This window comes from Bradyrhizobium ingae (genome assembly GCF_055791185.1).
In genome coordinates this window covers 1-20,682 of record NZ_JBVUBB010000055.1, presented here as the reverse complement: position 1 = coordinate 20,682, position 20,682 = coordinate 1, and the positions used below count along the sequence as shown (strand labels likewise).

15 protein-coding genes and 2 pseudogenes are annotated in these 20,682 nt (G+C 57.2%); 16 read left to right on the top strand and 1 reads right to left on the bottom strand.

Annotation, left to right across the window (positions count from 1 at the left end; translation table 11 throughout):
- Positions 1-23: 23 nt before the first annotated feature.
- The 9 genes from ACV1FX_RS39010 (at position 24) to ACV1FX_RS38970 (ending at position 13,443) form a co-directional block, all read left to right on the top strand.
- Positions 24-917, top strand: a complete 894-nt coding sequence (locus tag ACV1FX_RS39010) for a fumarylacetoacetate hydrolase family protein (protein WP_473122816.1) — start codon at positions 24-26, stop codon at positions 915-917.
- 114 nt (positions 918-1,031) lie between these two features.
- Entirely contained in the window at positions 1,032-1,796 is a 765-nt protein-coding gene (locus tag ACV1FX_RS39005) for an SDR family NAD(P)-dependent oxidoreductase (RefSeq protein ID WP_473122815.1), read from the top strand.
- An 18-nt stretch (positions 1,797-1,814) separates the two neighbouring features.
- The gene (locus ACV1FX_RS39000; RefSeq protein WP_473122814.1) at positions 1,815-3,212 is read left to right on the top strand and encodes an FAD-dependent oxidoreductase; all 1,398 of its coding nucleotides are present in this window, start codon (positions 1,815-1,817) and stop codon (positions 3,210-3,212) included.
- 20 nt (positions 3,213-3,232) lie between these two features.
- Positions 3,233-4,225: a Gfo/Idh/MocA family protein gene (locus ACV1FX_RS38995; RefSeq protein ID WP_473122813.1), complete on the top strand. Its 993-nt coding sequence runs from the start codon at positions 3,233-3,235 to the stop codon at positions 4,223-4,225.
- Positions 4,222-4,725 (top strand): HIT family protein, encoded by a 504-nt coding sequence (locus ACV1FX_RS38990; RefSeq protein WP_473122812.1) that lies wholly within the window; start codon positions 4,222-4,224, stop codon positions 4,723-4,725. Before ACV1FX_RS38995 ends, ACV1FX_RS38990 begins: the two co-directional genes overlap by 4 nt.
- Before the next feature lie 1,337 nt (positions 4,726-6,062).
- On the top strand, positions 6,063-7,625 hold the full coding sequence (locus tag ACV1FX_RS38985; protein ID WP_473122811.1) for an ABC transporter substrate-binding protein: 1,563 nt from the start codon (positions 6,063-6,065) through the stop codon (positions 7,623-7,625).
- Between the two features lie 1,229 nt (positions 7,626-8,854).
- Positions 8,855-9,706: a CmcJ/NvfI family oxidoreductase gene (locus ACV1FX_RS38980; protein WP_473122810.1), complete on the top strand. Its 852-nt coding sequence runs from the start codon at positions 8,855-8,857 to the stop codon at positions 9,704-9,706.
- A gap of 1,323 nt (positions 9,707-11,029) precedes the next feature.
- The gene (locus ACV1FX_RS38975; RefSeq protein ID WP_473122809.1) at positions 11,030-12,535 is read left to right on the top strand and encodes an FAD-dependent oxidoreductase; all 1,506 of its coding nucleotides are present in this window, start codon (positions 11,030-11,032) and stop codon (positions 12,533-12,535) included.
- An 86-nt stretch (positions 12,536-12,621) separates the two neighbouring features.
- Positions 12,622-13,443, top strand: coding sequence for an SDR family oxidoreductase (locus ACV1FX_RS38970; protein WP_473122808.1), 822 nt, complete (start codon positions 12,622-12,624; stop codon positions 13,441-13,443).
- 243 nt (positions 13,444-13,686) lie between these two features.
- Here the strand turns inward: ACV1FX_RS38970 and ACV1FX_RS38965 are convergent, their stop codons facing one another.
- A complete protein-coding gene (locus ACV1FX_RS38965) occupies positions 13,687-13,944 on the bottom strand; it encodes a hypothetical protein (protein WP_473122807.1) in 258 nt (85 codons plus the stop codon).
- A gap of 491 nt (positions 13,945-14,435) precedes the next feature.
- Here ACV1FX_RS38965 and ACV1FX_RS38960 point away from each other — a divergent pair, with 491 nt between their 5' ends.
- From ACV1FX_RS38960 to ACV1FX_RS38930, 7 genes and pseudogenes are all read left to right on the top strand, one after another.
- On the top strand, positions 14,436-15,218 hold the full coding sequence (locus ACV1FX_RS38960; protein WP_473122806.1) for a class II aldolase/adducin family protein: 783 nt from the start codon (positions 14,436-14,438) through the stop codon (positions 15,216-15,218).
- A gap of 937 nt (positions 15,219-16,155) precedes the next feature.
- Positions 16,156-17,118 carry a D-2-hydroxyacid dehydrogenase gene (locus ACV1FX_RS38955; protein ID WP_473122805.1) on the top strand — a complete coding sequence of 321 codons (963 nt, stop codon included), beginning with the start codon at positions 16,156-16,158 and terminating at the stop codon, positions 17,116-17,118.
- A gap of 30 nt (positions 17,119-17,148) precedes the next feature.
- Entirely contained in the window at positions 17,149-18,918 is a 1,770-nt protein-coding gene (locus ACV1FX_RS38950) for an ABC transporter substrate-binding protein (RefSeq protein WP_473122804.1), read from the top strand.
- A 341-nt stretch (positions 18,919-19,259) separates the two neighbouring features.
- The gene (locus tag ACV1FX_RS38945) at positions 19,260-19,781 is read left to right on the top strand and encodes a biotin carboxylase N-terminal domain-containing protein (protein ID WP_473122803.1); all 522 of its coding nucleotides are present in this window, start codon (positions 19,260-19,262) and stop codon (positions 19,779-19,781) included.
- Positions 19,759-19,806 (top strand): annotated as a pseudogene (locus tag ACV1FX_RS38940) (hypothetical protein); the annotation flags it as partial. The gene ACV1FX_RS38945 and the pseudogene ACV1FX_RS38940, both read left to right, overlap by 23 nt.
- A pseudogene (locus ACV1FX_RS38935) lies at positions 19,787-19,948 on the top strand (ATP-binding protein); the annotation flags it as partial. The pseudogenes ACV1FX_RS38940 and ACV1FX_RS38935, both read left to right, overlap by 20 nt.
- Before the next feature lie 61 nt (positions 19,949-20,009).
- Positions 20,010-20,612: a hypothetical protein gene (locus tag ACV1FX_RS38930; protein WP_473122802.1), complete on the top strand. Its 603-nt coding sequence runs from the start codon at positions 20,010-20,012 to the stop codon at positions 20,610-20,612.
- Positions 20,613-20,682: the final 70 nt, after the last annotated feature.

Sequence of the window (20,682 nt, the reverse complement as noted above, 5' to 3'; positions counted from 1 at the left end):
AAAGAGTGTCCTAGGGTGCGGGGTTGTTCCTGTTCGATCGATGGAAACAGCCGCGGCCGAGCGGCCAAAAGGAGAAACGCTTGAGATTACTTTCATTCACGGTCGAGGGGCGTGAACGCTTCGGGCTGCTCTCTGGGGGCGGCGTCGTCGACCTCGCTAAGCGAACCAAGTTTGAAAACCTCCGCGCCGCCTTAGTGGAGTTTGACAAACTTCGGTCGTATGCGGGTGAAGCTCCGGATTACAAATTGGAGGACATTCGGTTTCTTCCGGTGATTCCGAATCCCTCTCGCATCCTATGTGCCGGCTTGAACTACCTGAGCCATATCACTGAAACTAACCAGCCGCGTCCACCGCGTCCAATAATCTTCACTCGTTTCGCAAGTTCTCAGGTTGGGCATCTCGATAGCTTGGTATGCCCCAAGGTCTCCGAAAAATTCGATTTTGAAGGCGAATTGGCCGTAATCATTGGCAAGCCTTGCCGGTACGTGAGCCGCGAAGATGCTTTTGGCGTTATCGCAGGCTATAGCTGTTACAACGACGGGAGCATTCGCGACTGGCAGCAGCACTCCGGCCAATGGATTCCCGGAAAAAACTTCCCGGCGAGCGGTGCATTCGGGCCTTGCCTCGTGACGTGTGATGAAGTCGCTGATATCACGCGGTCGAGTTTGGTAACTCGTCTAAATGGAGAAGAAGTTCAGCGCGCGTTTATTAATGACCTCATGTTCGATATCCCGTCGCTTGTCGCGTACTGCTCCTCATTCACGATGCTGGACGCTGGCGACGTGATCGTTACCGGGACCACCGGAGGCGTAGGAGAGTCGCGTAGGCCGCAGCTCTGGATGAAGCCCGGCGATTTGATTGAGGTGGAGATCGGCGGGGTTGGCCGCTTGTCGAACCGTGTGATCCCGGAACAGTAAGATGCGCTAGCTATGAGCTTGTGTATGACGCCGGCTGGTGCCTTGGCCCATGGAGGGCGATGCAGCACATCAGGCCAGTCAAATAATGGACAACGATTAGGTTGAGGACATCTCATGACTCCCGAGGGGAAAGTTGCTGTAGTGACGGGCGCGGGCTCTGGCATTGGTCGCGCGTCGGCCGACGCATTGGCGAAGGCGGGTGCGCGAATTCTTGTCTGTGATATCGACCTTGAAGGCGCGCAACAGACAGTATCCGCAATCGAAAGTAATGGCGGTAAGGCATTTGCGCTTCACGTTGACGTCTCGACGCCGGATGATGTCAAGCGGATGATAGATGCCGCTGTGTCGCGTTTTGGGGGCTTGGATATCCTCCATAACAATGCCGGAATTCTTTCGGGGCCGCGTTTCCCTGATTCTGATCCGTCGTGTTGGATGCGGGCGATCTCTGTAAACATCATGGGCGTCCTGTCTGGAATTCACTACGGAACAGAAGTAATGCGCCAACGAGGCTCTGGCGTAATAATCAACACCGCTTCGATCTCGGGCTTGGAGCCTCATTTCACTGATCCGGTCTACGCCGCAACGAAAGCCGCGGTCGTAAATCTCACACGTTCCCTTACCTTTCTGAAGGAGGAAGCGAACATCCGAGTAAATTGCGTTTGCCCTGGCTTCGTCCGCACGAACCTGGAAGCTCACTCAAGTGCGCCACTTGACGCCGAGGATCAGCGACGTTTCAAAAGCCGACGTGCCGGCTTTAAAGATCTGCCCGCTCTGGAACCGAACGATATCGCGCGGGCCGTGATGATGTTGATTAATGAAGATGGCCTCAACGGCAAAGCCTGCATAGTTGAGCCCGGCGAACCTTGGCGGGTTCAATAGTCAGAGGATGAGCAGAGGGTGAGAAGAGAGCGGGCAGACGTAGTTGTCATCGGAGCCGGTATGGCCGGTCTTTGCGCCGCGGTTACCGCAATTGACCAAGGCGCAGACGTTGTTGTCCTTGAAAAGGGCAACCGGGTCGGCGGCTCTATGCTGCTATCGCATGGGCTAATCTGGACCTTCTTCGACAAGAGGCAGTTAAAGCAGGAGATTCCCGAGGGCAACGAAGCGCTCCAGGAGCTTGTCGTAGATTATCTGCCGGCTGGTCTCGCTTGGCTGGAAGGGCTGGGTGTCGCGCTCGAGCCCGAAACGTCGTTTGAGTGGTATGGGCGCGGCCGAGCAGCGGATCCTCGCTCTATGGCCTCGACGCTGACGCAGCGGTTCGGCGAAAAAGCTGGACGGCTTCGCCTCCGGACTGGCATGCAGCGCCTGCTCGTTTGCGACGACCAAGTTTCGGGCGTAGTTGCGTTTGATGATCACGGACCTATAGTCGTCGAAGCGAAGTCATCGGTGCTTGCTACTGGCGGATTTCAGGGCAGCGCGAGTTTGATCACGCAATACATTACGCCCCATGCTGACGCCCTCTACCTCCGAAGCAATCCATGGAGCACCGGCGACGGCTTTCTTGCGGCCACTACGGCAGGTGCAGCAGTTTCTTCACATCTAAACTGCTTCTACGGTCACGCGTTGGCGGCGCCTCCCGCTCGTTTCTCCCACCATGAATTCTCCAATCTGACGCAGCGCTACGGGCAATTTGCCGTAGCCCTAAATTTGGAAGGCCGGCGTTTCGTAGACGAGTCGGAAGGGACGGGAGAAGAGGCGCTTAATCTAGCAATGGCGACTCAGCCGAACGCGACAGGAATCTATATTGTCGATGCGTCCATAGCGAGTGGCGCTGGACAGAATGCCCATCCTCCTAAGCTTGCCATCGATCGGGCGCGCAATGCAGGCGGCCCGGTTATTTCTGCCGACACGCTCGAAGAACTCGCTGACAAATTGGCTGAGTGGTCGGTTCCGTCCGACGTCGCGCTAGCCTCGCTGCGTGCATATAACGCCGCTGTTAGCGAAGGGAACGGCAGCGCACTGTTTCCCTCGAGACAAAGGAATGCGGTACCTCTTAATACGGCTCCCTTTACTGCAGTGATGGTACGGGCTGGCATTACCTTCACTGCCGGTGGGCTCCAAGCCGATCTCGATATGAATGTCCTGCGAAGATCTCTAACGACTTCTACCTTGTCCCTGACGAAGGCAGATATGGACGAACTTTCGCTCACGCCGATGGCGAATCTTTACGCCGCAGGTTGCGATCTAGGCGGCATAAGCACGCGCGGATATATGGGCGGCTTAGCGACAGCGTTGGTGACAGGGCGGATCGCAGGAGAGTCGGCAACTTATAATGCGCAATATAACAAATCCTAAATGAAGCCTTGGGGCGAGCGATGACCTATCCAAAGCGTGCAGTGGTCGTGGGAGTAAGCCATTGGCATTCGACGTATGACGCCGCATATGTCGAGCTGCTGCGCGATATGAATGTCGACGTCGTCGGGATAGCGGATGAGAACGAAGAGATTGTCCGCAATCGCGCCGAGCGCTTCAAGGTTGAGCCGTTTCAAGACTACCGGCAAATGATTGACCGGACACGACCGGATTTCATCGTGGCGCTCGGGCGCCACGTCGATATGCCGGAAATATTTCGCCACCTCGTCGAAATCGGGATTCCATTTCTCATGGAAAAACCGTGGGGCATTGATGATGCAACGGTCAGGGAGCTTGCTGAGCTGGCATCAAAGCGCAATTCGTGGGTATGCGTACCCTACTTCTCGCGCTTCACTCTGTGGGCAGAGATGGCGCGCTCAATGGTGCAGAGCGGCGAAGTTGGAGCTATTTCTCACATCGTTTTCCGAATGATCCGGCCTACGATGCAACGCTATGTGGCGTGGGACTCGCCCTGGATGCTTAGTAAGGATCAAGCTGGCGGCGGCGCGCTGCTTAACCTTGGATCTCATGGCTTTGACATCTGCCGGTTCATCACAGGAGAGGAGCCATCAGTGGTCTCGGCGGTATTGAGTAACGTTGTTCATAAGTCTGAAGTCGAGGACTACGCGCACGTGACCCTACGTACGCCAAAAGGAATAATCTTTCACAATGAGGTCGGATACACATTACCGACTTGGCCAAAGAATGCGACCGACGCCGAGCAAAAGGTAGCTGGAGAAAAAGCGATCGTGCGCGAGGTCGCTGGTGGGGTTCACATTCTCGGCCCTGATCGAGATGAAATGGTGTCTGTGCCGGATGGCTATGTAGGCGGCTGTCGTCGAGTGCTGTACGAGTGTTTTGAGCGGTTGGCCGTTGGCAAGCCTCCCCCAATCACAGCTTATGACTGCGCTCGCGCCGTAACTTTGATCCATGATGCCTATCGACTGGCACGATGATGGCGAAGTCTGAAGCTATGATGCATAGTCCAAGCTGCGATATCTGCAAAGCCAACTTGGATGCCTCCTCGGTGCCAGGAGGAATTATTTATGAAAACGACCTTTGGCTCGTTCGCCACTTGATGCCAGGCAGGGGGGTGCCAGGCTGGATGATGGTTCAAACTCGGCGCCATGTAGCGGGAATTGCGTTCTTCAACGACGCTGAAGCCCTGAGCTTTGGTCCCACGTTTCGCCACTTGCAGAAAGTGTTGATGGAAGTGACGGGTGCCTTGCGGATCTATACTGCTTCGATGAACGAGAGCGTGCCTCATTTCCATTGCCATCTTGTGCCGCGTTACGAAGCCATGCCGAAGAATGCTCAGGGGTGGGAGATATTCGACCTGTTTCGTGCATCGGCCGCAGGCGAGATTGCAGTCGATGCAAGCACGGTCAAAAGCGTGACAGAGCGATACCGCGAAGCTCTTAAGATCCATCCGCCCGCCGCAATTGTCCTAGCTTGATAGAAATATGGGGGAAATGGAAATCGGTAGCCGAGCTGCGATAGTGACCGGCGCTCCCTCAGGATTGGTCGCGCGTCAACCATTGCACTATCGGCGCAGGGCGCAAATCTGGTTGTCGTCGAATCGATCCGATCGGAAAGTGAGTCCCTGACGAGATCCTAAGCGCGGACGGCGTACCGAGCCTCTTCGTTGCCAATGTTACCTTGGTTCGGATTTGTCTGACATGCTTTCGTATGCAGAAGTGAGCTACAGTGGATTCCACATACTTCACAATGGCACTTGGAATTGCGTTTTCTGCGGCTGTGAAGATCAGCCTATTGCGCCCAGGTTCGTATAGGCTCGATAATTGTTGTCGCTCGCATGCGCTACTCATGCAGCAATTCCACTTTTGAAAGGGCGAGGCGGCGGCGAAAGTTTCGATTGTGGGGGGGGGGCGTATCCTGGTTCGCCGACACACGCGGTTTCCCAAGCGGCCGTTGCAAGATTTTGCACGAGCGCTGGCGTCCTTGAAGAAAGCAGTGGATGCTGCAGTCAACTGCTTGTGTCCTGGATTGGTGGATATCCCACCAATTTAGGAGGGACGGCAACGCGATCGCGCTGCAGGCTTCTCGACGAAACGCATGGCGCTACCCTCATTCATGTCGTAGCGGTAGCTGGAGATGCCGTCGAGCTGATTCGAAATAAGATGTTCGCTGGCCAAGCGATGATGAGACGTGCGGACCGTAGAAACGTTGGAGTTTCCAGATTAGAGACCCCACGTGCCTTTTGAGCGGCAAAGGGCCACGCAGCGCCGCAGCCCCAACGGAGTGGAGTTAGATGCGCTTATTGCTCCGTGAGCGCATAGGCCCACATTGATAGATCACCATCCAGGATATCCGTTGTGCATCTCGAACGCGTCGAGGCCGCAATCGATGAGGTATCGGTGCTTAACCAGCAAAGACGGGGATTCAATTGTTTTTCAGTGGCCCTAAAGGGTTCAACACCGACAATTGGTAGAGATGCTGACCTGCCACTCATCTTCATTCAACGGCAGTTAGAGTCTCGGGATTTTGCACGCCTAACGGCGCGATCGGTAGTTATCTGGCCTTGGGCCGGTCGAGGTGGTTGCGTTCTCCATCGAGAGCGGCGCGGGCGTCGCAGTGCCGACGAGCCGCTTCGATTGAGGCGAGCCGTCTTCGGATTCGGATGAGCGACCGCAGCTCGGCGTTTGACTCCTCTAGGGGGGGCTCATTTTCGCAGAATTTCAGTTATTCCGGGCCAATTTTCGGCGTTTTTAATCTTGAGGAGCCTTTACGATCGTATGACAAATTGGAGGAGCGAGCATGAGTCAAAGAAGTGTGTTCATTGTGCGTGTTCTTGCGGCCTCGTTTGGCCTACTCGTCCTCAATGCAACTGTCTCGGCACAAACCGCGGATACGGTTGTTGCGGCCCTCGCGACCGAACCATCAACACTCGATCCTACAAAGATGGTTGGCGGTGGCGATCATTACTACATTGGTCAGATGTTCGAGCAACTGGTCCGCTTCGGTCCAGACTTGAAGCCGGTCAACTGGCTGGCCGAGTCCTGGTCAATCGAGGGGACGCCCGACAAGCCGATCATTGACGTACATATCCGTAAAGGCGTGAAGTTCCACAATGGTGATCCGCTGACCGCTGCCGACTTTGAATTCTCCTATGAGCGGCTGAAGGATCCCAAGATCTCGCCTTATTCCTACACCCAGGCGAACGTTGGAAAGTTCGAGATCGTTGACGACCATCACTTCAAGCTGCATTTCAATGCGCCGGACGGCAACTACATCCCCAACAGGCTGCAGCTCTGGGCGATTCCGAAGAAGTATTTCGAGAAGGTGGGCGAGGAAGGTTTTGCCAAGGCGCCGGTCGGCACCGGCCCGTGGAAATTCGTCTCGCGCTCGGTCAAGGAAGAGCTGAAACTTGAAGCGTTCGACGACTACTGGAACAAGGATGCGCGGCCGAAAGTCAAGAACCTGGTCCTGAAAATTATTCCGGAAGACCTTACACGCGTTGCGGCGTTCAAGTCGGGCGCCGTTGACTGGATCGATGCGGTGCCGCTGTCGGCGGTCAACGAGATCAAGAAGATGCCGGGTGTGGAGACCTTCTCGGCCATTTCCTCAAACAACCTCTACATCGATTTCCCGGCCGATAAGCCGGATTCACCCTTTAGCAAGCTGAAGGTGCGTCAGGCGGTTGCCCACGCCGTTGATGTCGACGCGATCATTAATAACGTACTGTTCGGCCAGGGCGAGCGCTATGTGGAGGTCGGGAAGGGCGAGACTGGCTACGATCCCAATCTACAAGCGTATCCCTACGACGTCAAAAAGGCGAAGCAGCTGCTGGCCGAAGCGGGGTATCCGAATGGCTTCGAGACGCCGTGTTACAATCTGATCACGCCGCGCGAGCCGAACGTGAAGGAAATGGGCGAGGCAGTGTTTGCCTATCTCGGCGCAGTCGGCATTCGCTGCAAGGTGCAAGGGCTTGAATATTCGGCTTGGCTCAATATCGGCCGCCGCGGCCGCAGTGGCTCGCCCGAGATGGACGGCGTCGCGCCGTGGATGTGGGGCCACGGCCTGCCGGGTGATCCGGCTGAGCCATGGTCCGGCATGCTACACAGCTTCGTCCCGGGCAAGGGCTTCGGCGCCTTTTCCCATACCAGCGATCCCAAAGTAGATGCGATGATCGAGGAATTGAAGGCGACCATGAAGCCGGAAAAGCGGGTGGAGCTGATTGAGCAGATCGCCCGCTACAAGCATGAAAACGTACTCGGCGGCGTGACCACCTATCGCCCGATCATCACGCTGGCGTGGCGGGAGAACATCGAGTTCCGGCCATGGCCGTTTCCCGGGTTGTGGCGAGCCTTTCAGGAAGTCAGATTTAAGCCGTAACCCTCACGACCTCTGCGGGCGAGTCCACACCAATCCCCACCGGCCAGAGCCAGTGCGGCGAGTCTGCTTCATCAAAGCCGTTGGCGGTAAGCGGCCTCTCGGTGTGCCCGCGCTAGAGGACAAGATTGTCCAAACCGCAGTGGCCGAGGTGCTGAGTGCCGTCACGAGGCCGACTTCCTCGGTTCTCTACTGCTTTCGGCTGGAGCGGAATCCCCAGATGCTGTTTGATGCATACGGCGACGAACCTGCATGTGAACTGGGTACTCGATGGCCAGATACGCAGCTTGTTTGACTCGGTTGACCACGATGGCGGTTCCAGATGGTGGCGCACAAGTTCGCCAATCCGCGCATCTTGCAGCTCCTCGGGCTGTGGTTGCGGACTGGCGTTCTTGAGAGCGAAAAGAAGCAAGAGACGGGCAGGGGGGTGCGCCACGGCGGTTGGCGTCAGCTGCCAACATTTTCCTGCACTAAGTCCTCGATCTCTGGGCGCCGTCAATGGCGTCGTCACCGTGCACGCGGTCGCGGCAACTAGCGGCCAGAGGCTTCCGCCTTCATCGGCCTCGCCCACTGCTGCGGGCGGACCCGGGATGGCCGGTCCATCGTGAAGCATGAGACGTGAGGCAAGCGCCTGACGCGCAAGCTAACACGTTGCGCCAGAAGGCATGGCGGTTCATACATGCGGCAGAGACCACGGAGCACGAGCGGTTCGCTGCAGTGCAGGGCGGGCACTCTGACTAATATGAGAGGCGGCACAACTATGCAGTGGTCAACGGCCTCTACGGGGAAGTGCACCGGACCTGGCTGCGTTGTCTGAGACGGAATAGCCAGAAGAGCCGGCGCATGGCGCTTTCCGCACCGGCTCTTTCCGATTTCATTCCGCGTCATATCCGCGCCTGCGCCCGCATGCGAGTGATGAGTGGAGTTGAGAGCCAGAAGCGTGCCGTCAGGGTCCCGGCCACTCCTGCTCGCGGGGGCAAAGCCGAACGGCCGAATTACCCGAGTATGCCCTTCTTTACCGGTCCATACATTCAGAATAATGCGCTATGGCGTCGAAGTCGCTGAATATCTGCATGCAACTCGCGAGCTTGCAGGAAAGCGGATCGCTCTTCAAGTTAAAAAGTATCACTAGAACAGGGTAATCGCAATGTCTACGCGTCGCTTGACGCGAGTTTTGTCAGAACAGTAGTCGTCTAACCAAGACGAAGCGGAGCTAGTGGATGGAGACGGAAATGGCGGCAAAAGTCACGCGCGATCAAATTGAGCCCGTGGTTGAGGAGATTGGGTTTGCACCAGAAGAAGATAGCGCCGACACGCAACGCATCCACTGGAGACTTTTTGGTACTTCAGGTGTCCCCCGCCAAGTGAATATCCGAGATGCGCGTCCGATCAGCGGTGAGCTTTCCCTCGATCGCGAGGGCTTTGTCCTAGTTGAGCATCAAATCGCTGCATTGAAGGAGCGTGAGTCGCCCGCGTTCGTCTCAAAATATATTGAGGAGATGGCCGCCTTCATCAAATCTTATCTCGGCGCCTCGTGGGTCGTGCCTTGGGTTCGCGCTGGCGAACTCGGGGAATCGACCGTCTTGCTATCTGCAGCCACCGTGCGTTCTGCAGCCACCGGATCTAAGCACACACCCGCTCCGCTCGCTCACATCGACTTTTCGTCGAAGTACGCGCCCGCAGTCGCCGCGTTGGCGGATCAAGCTCATGGAATCTCGCCGCGCGCCTATTCCCGCATGATGCTTATACAGGCTTGGTGCGCCCTCTCTCCGCCACCTCAGGATCTCCCCTTGGCGATCGCGGATGGAAGAACTGTCGCAGATGCGGATTTAATTGAGGATTGGGGGGATGACCCCAGCAAAAAATCGGTATCGCCGGGTTGGGTTCTACGGCACAGCCCGACGCAGATGTGGTATTACTTCTCGAATATGAAGCAGAACGAATTTATCATATTTAAGGGTTACGATTCAGGCAAGTCTAGCAATGCCAAGTGCGCCCATACGTCGTTCGACAATCGGCGAGCTTTCCCGAACGCTACGCCGCGCGAGAGCATCGAGACGCGGTTCTGGGTTTACTTCGAATAAAGTTCAGAAGCGGCGGCCGTTGCCGCGCCCGGTGGCGCCGCGTCGAGCTCGATGAGTTCGACGCCGGCCGCCATGCTGTAGACTTGGCGCGCGGCCGATGCGTAACATCATCGACTCCGTGAAGATTCGACGAAGCGGGCGAGCACCGCCGGGCCACGTACCTCGGCGTGCTGTGGGGCGAGTGATGTTATAATCGCGCCAGTTGGTGTCATGACAGTTGCCGCTCGACCCGCGGCAAGTACCCGGAAATAGCTGGCCCAATCTCAAGCCTATTCTGCATAGCTCAGAATCAGCATGGACTGCACTATGCCATGTACGGCAAGTGCCAGGTATGGGCACCAGGACCGCCCAGCTCTCTGGGCACTGACTTCGCTGCCACTGAAGAAAGAGCTCCGTCTCTCAGTGCAATCGGAGAACGCTCGACCGTATTGCTGATGAAATGAATACGGCCCTAACAGTGTCAGCCGATCCAGTTATCGGGCGCATAGTTGATCACTTCCGCCAGCTTCGGCTGGGAGGACTGCCGGTCAACCATTGCCGTAAGCCGCTCCCTTAGAGCCTTCATCAAGGGAGCGTGGTTCCTGGTGCGGCGCGCGATCAGTGGCTGCTCGCCAACGGCGCAGCGGACCTCCGTTTCGATAGCATAGACTGCCTACAAGGCGTTCGATCACCGCGCGCGCGAATCGCGACCGGATCACTCTGAACATCGCGACGAACTTGCGTCGGGCAAGAGCGAGACAAATGGTGAGCTCGACCAGGCTACCATGACCGCGGGCTAGTGCCTTGTAGGCGCATAACCATCCACTTGCAGCAAGTGTCGAACACGACGTCGCTCACTTGTAGCGCGACGATCTGGGAGAGAGCACTCTCACTTTGATCGCCGCGCCGCACTCACTAAAATCTGCAACTGAGTCAGGCCTCACGCTTTCCGCACCACCACGATTCTTTAAGCGAGGTCTCGATGCCTCCTTCGATTATTGCCTCCTGAAGTCGTGGCTTCAGCTCCGTGCTCTTGTCCTCCAGCGCACTTCACTTGCTTCCATATTCGGAATGCTGCGCATTAACGTCAAAGTCGTTGAATGTCTGCATGCAGCGAGCCGGGTCGCAGGAAAACAGATCGCTTTTCTAACTAAACTAGATCGCTAAAGCAGCGTAGTTGCAATTCTACGTCACTTGACGCAGCCCAAAGGCCCCGACATCGGAGAATTCGATGCACTTCAGGGATTCACTACATCGTTTTCATCTCAATAATCGGATGATCGGATTTGCGGTTGAATCTGCGGTCGTCTTTGACTTGGCGTCGATATGGGGGATTACACAACGGTGAACACGGTCTCAGACGTATACGATGTAATTGTCGTTGGCGGTGGCGGCTCTGGGCTAGCAGCCGCACTATCAGCTGCATCCCTTGGTGCTAAAACGCTTCTGCTGGAAAAGAATGGCGCTGTCGGAGGCTCCACTGGTATGTCTATCGGCTCAATTACTGCCGCGGGCACGAAGCTTCAGAAGGCTCGAGGAGTTGTCGATACGACCGATTTTCACTTTGTAGACATGGGCTTGATTCTTGGTCCCGATGATCATCGTGAAAACAAAGAGCTGCGTCGTATCCTAGTTGACAATGTCCCGGACACGTTGGAGTGGCTTATGGACTTGGGGTTGCGATTCTTCGGGCCGATGCCGGAGCCGCCCCACTCGAAACCGAGGATGCATAACGTAATTCCAAATTCACGAGCTTATCCTTACGTGCTCTCGCGCGCTTGCTTCAAGGCTGGGGTTGAGTGTGTAACGAGTGCGCGTGTCACGGACGTCTTGAAGCAAGACGGTGCTGCGACAGGTGTCGTCGTTTCAATAGAAGGAGGGGAGCGCCATGTTAAGTGTCGAGGTGGGGTGATTTTCGCTACGGGTGATTTCAGCGCCAGCAAGGCATTCAAAGAACGTTTCCTTCCCTCGGTTGCGCATATTGACGCCTTTAATCCAGCAAGCACTGGAGATGGGCAAAGAATTGGGGAGTCCGTAGGAGCGCCAATTCTCAACGGGGATATACTGTGGGGACCGAGCCTCCGCGTGCGACCTGGAGCAGGTAGTAGTTTGGTGCAGCGCCTTCCAGCTTGGCCCCTATTGACCAGAGTTATGGAAGTGGCACTCGCAAGACTGCCGGTGAGGCTCTTCCGACCGTTTGTCTTGTCCTTTCTAACTTCGACACTCGCGCCATCGCCCAATCTTCTTAAGTCCGGCGCGATCTTGATCAATCGACACGGACGTCGTTTTACCAACGAAGTGGATCGCCCAGCATTAGACGTTGCGAAGCAGACTGGACAAGAGGCCTATATCGTATTTGACGAAACAATTTCCCAGAAATTCATTGCTTGGCCAAACTACGTATCAACCGCTCCAGGGGTCGCCTACGCCTACATCGGCGATTACCAAAAGCAAAAGAAGCTTTACGCAAAAGGCAAGACCGTTGGTGAACTAGCGTCGAGGATCGGAGTTCCAGGCGATAAATTGAGTGAAACGCTCAGCACCTACAACGAGGAGGTAAAAACCCAGTCTGGCGAAATACGAAGACCGCTTGAACGAGGTCCGTTTCATGCAATTGGACCTGTTTCAGCCTGGGTTGATATAACCGAAGGCGGTCTCGCCGTCTCGACCAAACACGAAGTTCTAGATGCTCAAGGACAGATAATTCCTGGATTGTACGCGGTAGGCTCGGTGGGCCAAGGTGGCCTAATACTCGCAGGACATGGTCATCATCTTGGCTGGGCTTTCACTTCTGGGCGGCGCGCCGGCGCTTTTGCCGCAGAGCGAGCAAGAAACCTATCAAAACAGTAACCTGCCAAACAACGACTTCAGACGGCGGTGATGTCGGCGTCGGCTGCCGACGCCGGCGCAAAGAGTATCCAACGTGAGGAGTGAATATGTCAGGACAGGTTCAAGGCAAGGTCGCTCTGGTAACAGGCGGCGCATCAGGCATCGGGGCTGCAATTGTAGAATTGCTGGCGCAGGAGGGCGCGACGGTCGTCGCGACCGATATCGACGAGTTGAACGGGTCCAAGCTTGCCGCGCGCCTGAAAAGGGCTGATCGCGACGTGAGCTTCCTGGTGCAGGACGTCACCAACGAGGAGCGCTGGATCGAAGTCGTAGCCGAGATCGGCAAGCGCCATGGTCGGCTCGATGTGTTGGTGTCCAATGCGGGGATCGGCATCGGCGTGCCTTCAATCGTCGACATGCCGCTGCAGCAATGGCGCCGGCAGACCGCGATCAATCTCGACGGCGTGTTCCTCTCGGTGAAGCACTCTTTGCCGCTAATGCGCAAGTATGGTGGCGGCTCGGTCATAATGATGTCGTCGATCGTCGGCCTTCGTGGTTCGGCAAGTCTCGCGGGCTACTGCGCGACCAAGGGCGGCGTCCGGCTGTTTGCCAAGGCGATCGCGTTGGAGTGCGCGCAGCTTAGTGACGGCATCCGCGTCAACTCCGTACATCCAGGCATCATCAACACGCCAATCTGGGATAAGACCCCATCCGGCGCTGCCGGCGCCGGCGAGAACGTGCCGATCGATCCGGAACAGCGTGCAAGAGTTGCGGCGCCGCTTGGTCGTGCCGGGCAGGCAACCGAGATCGCGCATGGCGTGCTCTATCTGGCCTCAGATGCGTCGCGCTATGTGACCGGCACCGAGCTCGTCATCGACGGCGGCATGAACGCCGGCGGTGTGGTGCGAGCTCAAGCCGCCTGCCGCTAGCCAACATGCGCCCCCACTCCGGAACATTCAGCCGCCGGAACCGGTTGCAACGCATGGGGAACGATCGCCGACAGCACTACGGTCTCGACCGGCACGACCGTCATATGTCCCACTGACCGATCGCTCTCAAGAGCGACGTCAGCACCACGTCGTCGCGCTAGACGCAAGCGCGCGAGCAGCTCGTCATCACTATCGTGATCTCCGCTGGTCGATGGCATCATCCTGCTGGTCCAACTCCTTCAGCTAAGTTGACCAGTGCCGTGCGCGCATTGGCCAGGAGCGTTCACCTCTCATTATCAATTCCCCAAGGCCGTCCGCCGTTTGGCCTTCTTGTCCGACAATGATCGAAAACTCAGCCAAATGAGCGGAAATGGCGATGACTGTCGGCTTCCGCTGGCGGACCAGTAAGGTTCCGCCGCGAGGAAGTAAAAGAAGACCGTGGTCTCGACGTTTGGAAAAAGTGCCATTGGGACGGGCGACCGCTTCGCCGATCGACGTCATTCTTGGTTCCTCTCCGCACGTAAGGCCTAACATAGGCCAGCAGAACCAATCTTATATCGGTCCAAGCTGCCGAACCTCCGCGCGCAGTGACGAACGGCGCCGCAGCCTCGATGGCGAGCAGGCAAGCTAGAGTGAGAAGGCAATGCTTCGTTTTACTGTCGACGCAGGCGACCAATCACTCTGCCGTTAATTGCACGGATGTGAAGAACGTGCTCCGAAAGTCCAACCCAACTGTCCCTGAAAAACCCTAGTTCCCACGGGCCACTCCGCCCGCTGCGTCTCAACGGACAATCGGCTACACAATCGCGATCAGCTCCGACGATCGTCCGTTCCTCCAGCTGCGCCAACGAAAATCCTGCAGGAGTTGAAGTTATTCGCAGTTTAACTGCGCTGGATATGGAATCTCGAATCCTTTCGCCCGTAGTGCCGATTAGATTAGGTCGGACGGTTGATTTGGTCGCCTTAGGGCCCGGCACAACAGGAGGAAGCGCATGGATTTCAAGGTTCCGCCGAAATCGGTGCGAGAGAGCATCAGCGCCGAGGAGTGGCAGGCGCGGGTCGATCTAGCGGCTGCGCACCGAATGGCCTTCCTCCAAGGCTTCTCAGAAGGGATTTACAATCATCTGACTTACGTGGTGCCCGGCCGCAATGACCGTTACTATCAGATCCCATTCGGGATGCATTGGTCGGAAGTAACTGCTTCCTCATTCATGGAAGTAGGCATAGACGACGGCGAGGTGAAGCGTGGAGAAGGTGTGGTCGAGCGCTCCTGCTATTGCATCCATGCGCCTATCCATAAGGTCGCGCCACAAGCGAGGGCGATCTTTCACACCCATATGCCGTTCGCCAGTGCCCTTACCCGCCTTGAGGACCCCCGCATTAAGGACATTGGTCAGGGCGAAGCATTTCTGTCGGGGGTAATCGCATATGATGATTCATTCCCCGGGCCTGCGCTCGATCCAGCCGAGGGGGTGCGGCTCGCCAAAGTGCTTGGAGAAAAGAAAGTGCTGTTCATGGCCAATCATGGCATCACGACCGTGGGTGAAACAATCGCTGATGCTTACGGGAAACTTTACTACACCGAGCGTGCCGCACAGGTACAACTCTACGCTATGTGGACCCACCAGCCGCTGAAGTACCTTCCACAACAGGTGCTCCGCGAAACCACGCGCAGCGCAGCTGCGATCGTGCAAGAAACTCCGAGTCCCGCCGAGCGGCACTTCGATGCCCTGAAGCGGGTACTCGACCGTAAAGAGCCGGAATACGCGACGTAACCGCGCATTGTGGGGTGGAAGGAAAACAGCGACCTTGCCGAGTACCCAAGATGTGATGGGCGACATCGGTGTTTCAATCCACGTTGCGGCTGTTATGATCTTCCCACGAGCCGCGGCTCCTCTCCGCGTCAGTCTGCGGCCAGAATGTACTAGATTGATCGATGCGAGTTTGAGATCTCGGCGGCAGCGCTTCAACACGTTGAGCGCTCGCCGCGGTCGCGCCAGCGCATTGCGTTGGCCAGCGAAACCAAGAAGATGGCTTCTCGCTCGCTGCCGCTCTCGCGCTTGTTCGATCGCGAAGATGCCCGTCGAGGCGATCCTAGGTTTGAAACTGTTGGTGCCGATCGGGCGGCCGTAGGATGATTGCAGGCTTGCGGTGCGCGCTTTCTGGTTGAACTTACCGAACTCGACCGTCATGGCTATCAGTTTCGAAAGATTGAGTACCAGTGAGTGAGGCGGCAACCATGCTGTCGATTTGATCTCGATCTGCTGGTTGAACGCCAAAGTGGCCTGCGCCTGTTCGCCCAACCAGCCGGGGATAATTTGCTTGGTAAGCGCCAACGAAGTCGTCCGCGCACCTCTTTGACATTATCGAATCGACGGCGCGGACTTCGTTGATCTCTCGAGCTGTTCGGCACAAGATGCCTGCATCTGGTCGGTTTGCCCGGGAGGTCTGCGCGAAGCTCAAGCCCATGTTTTCGTTGTGGGGACGCGCTCGTTGGTGGTCGCTGAAGCGCGGACCAGCAAATAGACCGAGCAATCGACGCGGATACCAAGGAAAAGATCGTGGAGGTAGCTTGTTGTAATGTTGCGAATGCGGCTCTCGCGAGCCCGGCAGTGACGTATCGGTTTGCTGCATGGTTGGGCAAGTCACCTCTCACGCCAATTTCGAACAGCTTCTGATTCAGGCTAATCTTTTAGTTTTTGGAGATGACAATTGCCCGCCGAAAAGCCAGTCCTTACCATCGTCCTCAACCACTCTGACGCTGAATCCTATGCGCGGCTTATAGCGCGGCGCTTTCCTCAGGTTCGCACGATCGTCGCGCCAAGGCCTGAGCAGCTCGCGCGCTGCATAATGGAGGCGGACGTCCTTCTTGCTTCTTCCTTCCCCGTTGAACTATTTGAGCATGCGAAAAAAATGCGCTGGATTCAGTGCACCAGCGCCGGTGTCGACTCAATCATGCCGATTCGCGAAAGGATTGGGCACATCACCGTGACAAATGCGCGCGGGATTCATGGCAATATCATCGCGGACTTCGTAATGGCTGGCGTAACCCTGCTGCATTGGGATTTCCGTAAGCTCCTGCGTGACCAGGCGGAGCGGATATGGAGCCCGCACTTTGTGGCGCCGTTGGCCGAAAAAACCCTCGGCGTCGTGGGACTTGGCTCGATCGGCGCAGCGATCGCCCGCCGCGCGAAGGGCGCGGGGATGACTGTTTTGGGCTCGAAGCGGGAAGTCTCAGGACCGGTCGATGGTGTCGACCGGCTGTTCACCTCTGAGGCTCTTAAGGAAATGCTGCCGCTTTGCGATTTCGTGGTGTTGGCCGTGCCGGCGACGGCAGCGACCGTAGGTCTAATCGGTGCGGCTGAGATCGCGCGAATGCGCCGCGATGCCTTCGTGATCAACATCGCCCGCGGCCAGGTTATCGTGGAAGCCGAACTGATCGAGGCGCTGGAGGCGCGCATGATCGCTGGAGCGTTGCTGGACGTATTCCAACGGGAGCCGCTGCCTCAGGAAAGTCCATTGTGGGACATGCCGAATGTGATTGCAACGCCTCACATTTCAGGAAGTGCTACAAATTATACGGAGCGAGTATTTGCCATCTTCGCAGATAACATCGAGCGCTTCCTGAAGGGGCAGGCGTTGACCAATGTCGTGGATCTGGCACGTGGATATTGATAAAAGTCGTCGCCGATCGGCAAATACCTGATGTTGGTCGCCAGAATGGACAGCGTGTCGCACGTGCTGTGGATTGACTGCGCTATGGTGCCCGCCGCCGCAATCGAGCTCACGGTGAACTCAGCGCTTAAAGTGCAAGAGTGTCCCCATTTTTGTATAATTTCTCCATCTCCGTTTGGCTTTTTGGCGTTTTTATACTGGAATAGCCTTTTACGACTATCAGATAGTCGGAGAAGGAAAACCATGGTCGTATCGCGTATTTTTGCCGCTGCGTTTGGTTTACTCGCCCTCAATCCAGCGGTCTCGGCACAAACCAAGGACACGCTCGTCGCGGCTCTCGCGGCCGAAGGGGAGGTACTCGATCCTACAAAGGCCATCGGCGGCGCCGATCAGTACTTCATCGGACAGATGTTCGAGCAGTTGGTCCGCTTCGATCCGGACCTGAAGCCGATCAACTGGCTGGCCGAATCTTGGTCAATCGAGGGGACGCCCGACAAGCCGATCATTGACGTGCATATCCGTAACGGCGTGAAGTTCCACAATGGTGATCCGCTGACATCTGCCGACTTTGAATTCTCCTATCAGCGGCTGAAAGACCCCAAGATCTCGCGCTTTTCCTACACACAGACCAACGTCGAAAAGTTCGAGATCGTTGACGACCATCACTTCAAGCTGCATTTCAAGGCGCCGGACGGTAACTACATCCCCAATTCGCTGCAGCTCTGGGCGATTCCCAAGAAGTATTTCGAGAAGGTGGGTGAGGAAGGATTTGCCAAGGCGCCGGTCGGTACCGGCCCTTGGAAATTTGTGTTGCGCTCGATCAAGGAAGATCTGAGGCTTGAAGCCTTCGACGATTACTGGAACAAGGATGCGCGACCGAAGGTCAAAAACCTGGTCCTGAAGATCATTCCGGACGACGTTACGCGCCTTGCGGCCTTCAAATCGGGCGCCGTTGACTGGATCGATGCGGTGCCGCTGTCGGCGGTCAACGAGATCAAGAAGATGTCGGGTGTGGAGACCTTCACGGCCGTTTCGAGGAACAACCTCTACATCGATTTCCCGGCCGACAAGCCGGAGTCACCCTTCAGCAAGCTGGAGGTGCGTCAGGCGGTTGCGCATGCGGTCGATGTTGACGCGATCATCAAAAACGTACTGTTCGGTCAGGGCGAGCGCTATGTGGAGGTCGGGAAGGGCGAGACTGGCTACGATCCCAATCTGCAGGCGTATTCCTACGATGCAAAAAAGGCGAAGCGGTTGCTTGCCGAGGCCGGCTATCCGAATGGCTTCGAGACGCCTTGCTACAACCTGATCACGCCGCGCGAACCGAACGTGAAGGAAATGGGCGAGGCGATATTCGCCTATCTCGGCGCAGTCGGCATTCGCTGCAAGGTACAGGGGCTTGAATATTTGGCTTGGGCAAATCTTGGCTATCAGGGCCGTAACGCCAAGATGGACGGCATCTTGCCGTTCATGTGGGCTCATGGCCTGCCGGGTGATCCGGCTGAGCCGTGGTCCGGCATGCTACATAGCTTCATCCCGGGCACGGGATTCGGTGTCTGCTCGCATACCACGGATCCCAAAGCCGACGCGATGGTTGAGGAATTGAAGAATACAATGAACCCGGAGCGGCGGGTGGCGCTCATTAAGCAGATCGCACGCTACAAGCATGAAAACGTGCTCGGCGGCGTGACTACTTATCGCCCCATCATCACGCTGGCCTGGAGGGACGACATTGTATTCCGGCCGTGGCCGTGGCCCGGATTGTGGCGTCAGTTCCAGGAGGTCAGCTTTAAGCAATAGCCGGTCTTTAGGCGGATTTGACCAAGGGGCTGCAGCGTGAGAACGATTTCGTCGCGCGTTGTTGCCAATGGACGCCCTGTAGTCGGCGATAAACACCACCCTGCAGAATGCTGTGAGAAATCGAGTACGCAGCATGAAGAGCCTTCTGATCGCTAACCGCGGCGAGATTACCATCCGGATTGCCCGTGTGGCTGCCGACTGAAATACGTTCCGTCGGCATCTTTTCCGAAGACGATGTTACGTCGCCGCACACGAGGCGATGCGACGATGTGCGCGCCCTGAAGAGGATAGGGCCGAAGGCCTAGCTCGATGCCACGCAGATCATTACCGCTGCGAAAGAGGTGGGCTGCGACGCCATTCATCCCGGCTATGGCTTCCTGAGTGAGAATGCCGACTTCGCCGCCGCCTGCGCTCATGCGGGTATTACGTTCGTTGGGCCATCGCCCGAGACGCTGACCGTCTTTGGCGATAAGGGGTTTGCCCGTGCGATGGCGGTGAAATGCGGCGTGCCTATGATGCGCAGGACGTCGCAGGCGACGACGTTAGCCGAAGCGCGTGCGATGCTCGACGCGCTCGGCGGCCTGATGATTACGGCGGTGGCTGGTGGCGGACACCGCGGTATGCGGACGGTGCATAGCCGCGAAAAGCTCGAACAAGCCTATGAACTCCGGCGAGCGGAGGCGCTGCAGGCGTTCGGCAATGCCGATGTCTATGTGGAGGAGCTGTTTCCGAAGGTGCGGCAAGTCGAGGTGCAAATTGTCGGCGACGGCACTGGCGCGGTCAGTCACATCTGGGAGACGAGAATGCAGCGTGCAGCGGCAGCGGCAGAAGCTGATCGAAATCGCGCCGGCGGCGGCCCTTGATGCCGATGTTCGGCCGCGGCTCAGCATGGCTTCGGCCACGAAATACCGCAACCTCGGTACCTTCGAATTCCTGGTGGACGTGTCCGACAGTTCGGGCGCCGCCAAACTTCATCGAAGCGAATCCGCGATTGCAAGTCGAGCACGCGGTTTCCGAAGAGATCACGGGCGTCGATCTGGTGCGCGCGCAGATCGAGATCGCGCGTGGCGCACGGCTTCGCGATATCGGGCTTGATCAAGCGTCAATCCTTGCCGCGCGGCATTGCGATCCAGATGCGCGTCAACTGGAAACGAAGTCGGAAGACGGACACGCGCGTCGTGCGGGGAACGTTCAGTGTCTCCAAGCTGCCGAGCGGCTCCGGGATCCGCGTCGACGCTTGCGGCTATGGTGGGTATCGCACTAACCCGCGTTTCGACTCGCTACTCGCCAGGGTCGTCGTGCATGCGCGGTCCGACGATTTCGCCGAGGTTGGCGAGCGTGGCTATCGCGCGCTGTCGGAGTTCCGTATCGCGGGCGCGCCGACCAACATCGCATTTCTGAGATCGGTCTTGAAGCACCCGGACTTTCGCGCCGGCCGCGTCCATACGCGGTTCGTGGACGAGCGCGTTGCCGACCTGCTAGCAATCGACGACGCCCATCCGAGCCTTGATTATCAGCCGCAACCCGGCACGCAGAAGCGCGGCCTTGCTGGCGCCCGTGTCAACGTGCGCGATCCGCTCGCCGTGCTCACCTATGGCCAGGAGGCAACCGCCAACGGCGTTGCTCAGGCGGCCGAGGCCCCGACGGTCGGTCAAATTCCCCCGGGTGTGGTCACCTCAAACTCCCCCACCTGATTCCGCCTCGCTGGGCGGCTGATCTGCCGCAAAGCGCGTAGCAGGACGTTTATTTTCGCCCCCTTTTAGG